The organism is Ensifer sp. 22460 (genome assembly GCF_052044935.1).
GTDB lineage: Bacteria > Pseudomonadota > Alphaproteobacteria > Rhizobiales > Rhizobiaceae > Ensifer.
Genome location: NZ_JBQENZ010000036.1, coordinates 60,706 through 68,902, shown reverse-complemented (window position 1 = coordinate 68,902; position 8,197 = coordinate 60,706). Strand labels below are relative to the sequence as shown.

Annotated in this window: 8 protein-coding genes; 2 read left to right on the top strand and 6 right to left on the bottom strand. The window is 59.3% G+C overall.

From position 1 onward, the window contains the following. Positions 1–168: 168 nt before the first annotated feature. Positions 169–519 carry a hypothetical protein gene (locus ACTJKM_RS31815; protein WP_058328599.1) on the top strand — a complete coding sequence of 117 codons (351 nt, stop codon included), beginning with the start codon at positions 169–171 and terminating at the stop codon, positions 517–519. Positions 520–1,322: 803 nt separating this feature from the next. Then, on the top strand, positions 1,323–2,171 hold the full coding sequence (locus ACTJKM_RS31810; RefSeq protein ID WP_197423500.1) for a PhzF family phenazine biosynthesis protein: 849 nt from the start codon (positions 1,323–1,325) through the stop codon (positions 2,169–2,171). 16 nt (positions 2,172–2,187) lie between these two features. On the opposite strand, the gene ACTJKM_RS31805 is transcribed toward ACTJKM_RS31810, so the two are convergent. From ACTJKM_RS31805 to ACTJKM_RS31780, 6 genes are all read right to left on the bottom strand, one after another. Beyond that, entirely contained in the window at positions 2,188–2,730 is a 543-nt protein-coding gene (locus ACTJKM_RS31805) for an isochorismatase family protein (protein ID WP_440661592.1), read from the bottom strand. Between the two features lie 551 nt (positions 2,731–3,281). Then, positions 3,282–3,683, bottom strand: coding sequence for a DUF2721 domain-containing protein (locus tag ACTJKM_RS31800; RefSeq protein WP_245296195.1), 402 nt, complete (start codon positions 3,681–3,683; stop codon positions 3,282–3,284). An 85-nt stretch (positions 3,684–3,768) separates the two neighbouring features. Beyond that, positions 3,769–4,428: a hypothetical protein gene (locus ACTJKM_RS31795; protein ID WP_058328596.1), complete on the bottom strand. Its 660-nt coding sequence runs from the start codon at positions 4,426–4,428 to the stop codon at positions 3,769–3,771. Beyond that, complete coding sequence (locus ACTJKM_RS31790) at positions 4,425–4,586, bottom strand: hypothetical protein (RefSeq protein WP_156414656.1); 162 nt, start codon at positions 4,584–4,586, stop codon at positions 4,425–4,427. The genes ACTJKM_RS31795 and ACTJKM_RS31790 overlap by 4 nt, the downstream gene beginning before the upstream one ends. A gap of 559 nt (positions 4,587–5,145) precedes the next feature. Then, positions 5,146–5,925, bottom strand: a complete 780-nt coding sequence (locus ACTJKM_RS31785) for an ATP-binding cassette domain-containing protein (RefSeq protein ID WP_058328594.1) — start codon at positions 5,923–5,925, stop codon at positions 5,146–5,148. Next, positions 5,915–8,173, bottom strand: coding sequence for an ABC transporter permease (locus ACTJKM_RS31780; protein WP_113513414.1), 2,259 nt, complete (start codon positions 8,171–8,173; stop codon positions 5,915–5,917). Before ACTJKM_RS31780 ends, ACTJKM_RS31785 begins: the two co-directional genes overlap by 11 nt. Between the last annotated feature and the right edge of the window lie 24 nt (positions 8,174–8,197).

Here is an 8,197-nt window from a genome sequence, read left to right as displayed (position 1 = left end):
TATCGTGGCCGTCGATCCTACCAGCGGCCGGCAAGTTCAGACGACTTCCCCTAAGGACAATATCGCTCGGTGGAGTTTCGCGTAATCTCAGCTGCGACGAGTTGCTTGAGCAGCCGCGCTTGGTTGCCGCTTCGGTCACCAGCGCAAAACCTAGGAAGGAGCATGACAATGAACCGTATTGCGACTTTTTCTATGATTGCCAGCCTCTCCGCCCTGAGCTTCGTTGGAATCGTGCACGGTCAAGGTGCCGCAATGGACTGGCCCAAAGAGATTGAGCAAACTGTGCGCAGCTACAGCGGCGACAAGATCAATGTCGTCGATGTAAGCACACTTGCGGAGCAGAACCAAACGCGCATGTGGGTCGAGCATGCCACGCCGGAACAACGCGCGGCGCTGCTCGAGGCGGTCAAAGCGAACAAGTCCTTGGCTGAAAAGCTGAAGGCGCAGAACGTCGAGATGGACAACATTGGTGGCGCTGAACAGGCGACCGACGGCGGGCTGACGATCTACGTTCGCTAACCCTCCCCGGGGTCAGTAAAGCGGGGTGCGGAACACCGATGGTACTCGCGCCGCATCCCGCTCCATCCGCGGCGGGCATAATTGCAATTATAGGACGCCCCTCACGCTAAATATGCCTTCCCCGTCGACTCCCGCAAGCTCGCCGACTATGGGGCCGGCTGCCTCAGGCGTAACGTCGAGCACCATCTCGTCTCCCACGGTTGGCGACATTCGCTCTTCCTTGAATCGCCGACATAGCTTCATAAATGGCGACTATCCAGGAAATGGCGGACCTTGCGTACGACCGAGGCCTGGTTCAGAAGGACCCCATTCCAGTCGATACATTATTCGATTTTGGAAGCCCAAAACGTGGACATCACGGCAACAAGCCGTAGCGGGCTCGTGGGAGCACGGTTCTGTCCGCCCCTAAGTCGACGTCCACGCTGTGAACGGCAGGTTTGCGCACCCATGTCGGTCGTAGAGTTCGTCATCGCGCGCGCCCGAAAACGGACATAGCTCCGCGGCGGCGTCATGTCTCCTGCGCGCCAATAGTGGTCGCCGAGGCAAGTCCTACAATCCTACAGCCGAGACAATCTGCCAAAAGACGTGTTTGGTATCTTTCACGCGTAGTGGTTGGCGTTCGCGTCGAGCTTGACACGGGCCACGTACAGGGCAATTTCATGCCTACCATAATGGCACCTCAATCTGGCCTGCTCTCCAGATTACTCAAGCTTTGGTATAGGGACAAATGCTGCCCCAAACCGGGCGGTGAACCAATTTGCACCGAAACGCTGCAGCGCATACATTGAGTCAGGACATCAACAATGAGACACGGAATCACAAAATTTTCATTCCAGCAGGTTGATGTCTTTTCCTCCAAAGTTTTGCTAGGCAATCCGCTGGCGGTTGTCATTGGAGCAGATTCTTTAACCGCATCTGAGATGGCTGCTTTCGCGCGCTGGACGAACCTTAGCGAAACGACTTTCCTTCTACAGCCGAACTCGGCAGATGCCGACTACCGCGTTCGCATCTTTACACCTGTTGCTGAGTTGCCCTTCGCGGGCCACCCCACTTTGGGGAGCTGCCACACATGGCTGTCTTCTGGTGGAAAGCCAAAGAGTGGCGAGATTGTCCAGGAGTGCGAGGTGGGACTAGTCCGCGTTCGGCGCAACAATGGACGACTATCTTTCGAAGCCCCCGAACTGCGCCGAACAGGCCCGGTGGAACTCGACACACTGAAGCTAGTCCTCAAAGGCTTGCGGTTGACATCCGATGACATCGTCGACGCCAACTGGGTGGACAATGGCCCTGGCTGGCTCGCTGTCCAACTGCGCTCCAGAGCTGACGTCCTCGCGCTTCGTCCGGATTTCGCCATCCTGTCCGGATTACGGGTCGGTGTCGTTGCCCCCTGGGATCCAACAAAGGATGGGCGGGAAGCGGATTTCGAAGTGCGTGCCTTTACCGCGGCCGGTTTTGAAGACCCGGTAACCGGCAGCTTAAATGCAGGCATTGCTCAATGGTTGATTGGTAACGGCGTCGCTTCCTCATCATACATTGCCAGCCAAGGTACCGTCCTTGGACGGGAAGGACGTGTTCATGTGGAGCTGGTCGAAGATCGGATTTGGGTCGGTGGCGACGTTACAACTTGCATCGAGGGCGTCGCAGCCTTTTAAAGTGCTGGTTATAAGACTAGCTGGCCGCCACGATCGCATCGCTATCGATGATTTCCGCAAAGTCGGATTTGAGATGGGCTATCGTTACATCGAAAATCGCACGCGCGGATAGCTGCTCATCCGGCATATCAAAGCCCATGACGGCATCACGGATGACGATCATCCTAAAGCCGAGGTCCGATCCAACTCGAACTGTGGTATTGACGCAAAAACCTGCAACTGCGCCCGTCACGACGAGGGTGCCGATGCCATTGTCGCGGAGATATTTTTCCATCCCGGTGGAAGCAAATGGCGAAGAAGTCGTCTTGACGAAAATCGGTTCGGCGTCCAGCGCTTCTGCGCAAGGCATCACCTGTTGAGCGGGTGAACCAAGGTGCATCGGGGATGTTGGATCAGGGTCGCTGTGGCGAACGTGGATCACCCTTTGTCCAGCCCTGCGGAATTCAGCAGCTAAGGCGGCGATCTTGGCCGGAGCATCACCGTGGACGTGATCGCGCCCTGCATCGAGACGATGCTGCATCAGCATCTGCATGTCGATAATTACAAGCGCTTGTTCCATTTTCCAATCCTCGCAGCCCCCGTGAGGCGACGAAAGGGGCCTACCATGGGCCAATCATGTCCGCAAAGGGCCAATCCCAGACCTCGATGGCAAGAGCTTAGATGTCCGCTTTCCGAGTTTGGGGTGTCCTAGCAGCGGAAGGTCGGCCATCGGCCCCAATTGAGACGCTCGGGTCGCACAGGCCAAGTATCCGCTTCTGACGCTTTCTGGGCATTCAGATCATGGGCAGCAACTCGAACTCTCCAACCGCCTGAGACGGACGGGAAGCCGGCAAAATGCCGCTCGGTTCGGATGTGTCCTATCCCTCGCCTTGAGTAGAATCGAACCCGCGGCCAGTCTTGTCGAGAGGCATGCGAACTCCGTCCTTACCACTTTCAACACGAGGCGGCGGGCGCACCCGGGGATAAGCTCCCCAACATGCTTGCCGCCAGCGCTGGCCGGATACCGCGCATTGAGAAAGACGGGGTTTGTCTTCGACCTCATCCAGCAGGCCCGATCATAGGGGGTCCTTCCACTTCTAAGCGGCGCGAGCGTCTTGAGCTGTTCGGCGATCATCGCAACTGACGGTCGTCGTGTTCACCTTGCGACAGCCGGATGTCCTGTAGGAATCGGAAGAGCGACCCCGCCAAGAAGCAAAGTGCCGCAACGAATAGTACGGCGGCGCCCGGTTCGTGACGATATCCCAAAAAGGCTACGACGAAGCCGAAGAGGAGCAGAAGCGTCACGCCGCTTCCGGCTAGAACTGCCAGGTACAATGCGCTGATTAAGAGGCGTTCACGCCGCCTCAGTTCCCCGATTTCCTTCTTCAGCGGGGCTCGGGCGACGTCACCGTCGTCGATCTCGCGGAGGTTTCTGATCCGCTCGGTTACGCCGGAAATCCGATTGACCAGGACCGCCACCATCGCCGCCACGCCATTTAGCATGAACGCCGGCGCGACCGCGTGATTGATCATCGTTGAAAGCTGATCGGGTTCGACTGACATACGGGCACCTTCGATCGGTACGGCACGAATGGACGACCGCGGCGCCGTGGTGGCGCTACGGAATGACATTGACTGCACGCGCAGCCACGAGCACGAGTGTCAGCAGTGAAATGGCACTTTCGAGCATCATCAGCCCCTTCGCACGCCGGGTGAGTGGCAGCACGTCGGTAGGACTGAAAGCGGTCGCCGTATTGAACGCCAACGACAGGTAATCGACGTAGAGCGGCCGCCAGTCTGGCGGCGCTAGTTCGGGAGCCGACGCCTGGGGAAACAGCCAGTCGGGTCTTCCCGCCATCCCACGCGCGATGCGCGACGGGCCACCCGCGTCGATCTGCCAGTAGAGTAGCGAGAAGGTGAGAACGTTGGTGACCCAAATGGTAAATGACGACGTCAAGAGCGAAACTGAGCGCGTCTCGGGAGGGTGCACGGTGATGATCCCGACCATATCTCCGAGTTCCGCCGCCGTATTCCCTGCGTAGACGCTGGCAAGCAGCATGACGGCGACGTGCTCGATCCGTAGCCACACAGCGTTGCCGGTCGATAGCGTTACTAGGACCATTGGAATGATAGCTGCTACCAGAACCACGTCCGATATCCATCGCGGCATGGCATAGACGTGATGCGGCAGCACCTCCAAGAAGACGAATACCGCAAGGATCGCCACCACCGGAGGCCAGCGTGGTTCGTCACGGCCTGCTTGGATGACATCGCTCATCGCTGCGCCGTCTGCGGACCTTGGGACATGCTGTCGTCACCCATGATGAAGAGAATGTTGGGTTTCCGGGTCTCCTGCGCGTGCATTGTAGCGGTACTCGCCAGCAGGCTGCCGGCGACGGCAGCCGCCTCTGTGAAGATCTTTGCAGTTCGTCTCATTTCTGATGCCTCCTTCAAGGGCCTCCGCGTGGATGGCCACGTTGGTTGAAAGACGTGTCCAGTCAAAAAGAGAGACAATTCGGAGAGCTCCAAGTTGTGACGCAGCAAAATGGACAGAACATGGCGCTTCGTGGCGCGCATATTTGCCTCTCGACTTGCCGAACGAGGGCACTCCTACCTTCCATATGTATTCTACACTGTACTAGCGGGCGCAGATATTGCCCTTTAGGGAATCAGCATGGAAGCAATTCTCCTAGCGCGGCTCCACACGACGCATTAACTGCGGTACTGAGATTGGAGTGTGCACTTCAGGGTGCTGCCCAGTTTTCGATGCGAACAAAATGTCCGAAGCCAACCGCGAATCTATCGCCTTGAACCGATCTGAACCACCGACCTCATAACTGGCAACGCATCTATTTTTGGCGGGATCCCGCCATATGAACGGGTTCGAAGCGATTACCCGCTGAGTGATAGGCTACCCGACGCGGTCTTCGCGAAATGTAATTGCCGATTTTGTGATGCCGGCTGCACCGCCGGAACTAGTATCCCGCGTCCCCGGTCAACGCGCTGCCTGTTCCGCCGTAAGTGCCCGTTCGCGGGTGCCGGAAACAATGATCTCCAGAATCTCGTGTTCGTCAGTGTGCTTGATATAGCGGTCGCCGACATACTGGCCGCGCTTCAGCACCATCACGCGATCGCCGACGGCAAAGATATCGACCAGCCGATGAGAGATGATGATCTGGGCTACACCCTGTCTCTTCAATTCCAGCATCGTTTCAAGCAGGCGGTCGGTCGCCATCACCGAAAGATTGGCGGTCGGCTCATCGAGGATTACGACCTGCGGCTCGAACGAGATGGCGCGGGCGATCGCTACGGATTGCTGGCGGCCACCCGACAAGCTTTCGACCTTCTGATAGACGGAGTTGACGTCGACCTTGAGCCGTTTCAGGACCTTGTCGGCCTCCGCATACATCTTCCGCCGATTGACGAACAGGCCTGTGAGCGGCCAGCGACCCAGAAAAATGTTCTGCCCGACGTCCAAGTTCCCGCACAGCGCGAAGTCCTGGTAGATCATCTCGATACCGACGTCTCGGCTCTCATGCGGACTCTTGAAATGCACCGGCTGTCCGGCGACGAAAATCTCGCCAGCGTCGCGCTGATATGCACCGGTCAGGATTTTCATTAGCGTCGATTTGCCGGCGGAATTGTCGCCGACGAGACCGAGGATCTCGCCGGGATAAAGCACCAGGTCGACCGAGCGTAGCGCCTGGACGGCACCGAATGCCTTTTCGATGCCCCGCATTTCCACGATCGGTGTGCCCTGGGGTTCAGCGGGCATGGGTGGCCTCCGATGCTTGTCCGCGTCGCGCCAAATAGGACCGCATGCGTCCGAAGATATTGGCCTGGCGCACCCAAATGTCGACGAGCACTGCCACGATAAGGATGACGCCGATGAAGACATTGATCCAGTGCTGCGGCATAGTGAACCCCTGGACATTCAATTGCAGCAGCGCCCGTACGAGCGTGATCGCTGCGGCGCCGGCAAGCGAACCGATGATGGTGCCGTAACCGCCGAAAATCGATCCGCCGCCGATGATAACCGAGGCGATGGCGTCCAGTTCGCGGAACTGCCCGGCGACGGGGTTGAAACTGCGGAAGTAGGCGACGTTGATGATCCCAGCCATGGAGGCGCAGAGCGCCGACAACAGGAGCGCGAGGAAGCGCACGCGGTGGGTGTTGATTCCCGCGTAAGCCGCGGCACGCAGATTGCCGCCGGTAGACAGGACCTTTAGTCCGAACGGCGTGTAAGCGAGCACGAGGCCAGCCATCAGGGCAACAAAGAACATCCAGATCGTCTGCACGCTGACGACTTCTGCGACGGTCCGAAGAAAGCCAGGCGGCAGCGACAAGCCGAAATGCAGGAGGACGTCGTTCGCCTTGCGGCCGAGCAGGTTGTAGCTTTCGGGCCAGCCCGTCAGTTGTTGGCCGGCGACGAACCAGGCGGCAAGGCCGCGGGCGATGTAGAACATACCCAGCGTAGCAATGAAGGCCGGCAGCTTGAAACCGACAGTGACGGTGGCGTTGACGAGGCCGGCTGCCATACCGACAAGCAGGCCCATCGCCACGGCGGTGATCGGGTCAGCGCCCAACACCTTCAGGAAATAGGCCGCGGTGCTGCCGGAAAGCGCAAGCACAGCGCCGACGGAGAGATCAATATCGCCGGCAGCGATGACATAGGTGAGCCCGACCGTGATGAGGGCAAGTTCTGTGTAGTTGAGCAGGATCGCGAACGTATTGGAGAGGTTCCACCAATAGTCGGGCCTGAGGGCGAGCCCCGTCAGCCACAACAGAACGGTCAGGATAATGGCAAGCGCGTCGCGGCGGGCGAGAAACTTGCCGAACCCGTTAGCCGTCAGCGCCAGGTCGCTCGCCATCGCTCCCTTGGTCTGGACGCCCTCCAGCGCCACGCCGCTCATTTCATAGGCGGGTGGCGGCGGGCGGCCACGCAGCCACGCCCAGAAGCGGCCCGCGACCTGGCGGCGGATGAGGTAGGGCTCTATCAGCACGGCAGTGACGAGAAGGAGGCCAAGGAAAACCAGCACCGCGCCCGCGGGCAAGGTAAACCTGGCATTGACCGCAATATTCTCGCCGTCGATGACGACGATGCGCGTGATCGGCCATCCCTCGCGCAAGACCTTGTCGATCAGCACGACGACCGCGGCCCCCAGGCAAGAGCCTAACACGCGACCGCGACCGCCTAAGATCGACGCGCCGCCAATGACCACGGATGCGATGACGGTGAGTTCCCAGCTGACGCCATAAAGGGGGGTGACGCCCTTATCCTGCGCCGCTGACAGGAGAGCCGCAAGGGTCGCGCAGAGCGACGAGATGAGGTAGGCGCGGATGCGCACCCAGCGCGTGGGAATACCGGCATAGACTGCCGCCTGTTCGTTGCCTCCGGTGGCGAGTGTCTCGTAGCCCCAGCGGGTCTTGCCAAGCACAAAGGCTCCGAACGCGGCAACGGAAGCGAAGACGAGGATCTGGTTGTTGAAGCCGAGGACATTTATTTCGCCCAGGTGGAAGAAGAGCGGAAATTCACCCGCCTTGCCGGAATAATAAATCGCCTGGCCGTGCGTGAGCGCCAGCACGAAACCGCGGCCGATGAAGAGGATCGTCAGCGTCGCGATGAATGCCGGCGCCTTCAGGATGGTCACGAGCACGCCGTTGAGCAGCCCGATCGCCATCCCCAGTAGCAGACAAAGAACGACCGAGGCCGTGATCCCGAGATCGAGAAAGCTCGGTGAAAAAAGCCGGGCGAACACCACCGCGACGATACCGTAGGTGGAACCTACCGACAGATCGAGGTCCTTGTTGACAATGACGAAGGTCATACCCACGGCGATGATCCCCACGCGAGAGGTGTCGCGCAGTAGGGCGTGAAGCGCGCCCGTCGAGGCGAAGAAGGTCGGATTGGCGACCAGGCCGCCGACATAGAGCAGCACAAGGAACAGGAGGAGACCGGCCTCCCAGCCGCCGGCGAGCTGCGGAGGCGGGCGGCCGAGCGATGTCATCTCTACAGGCGCCATGGGTTTGTCCGGTTGACCTCTGCA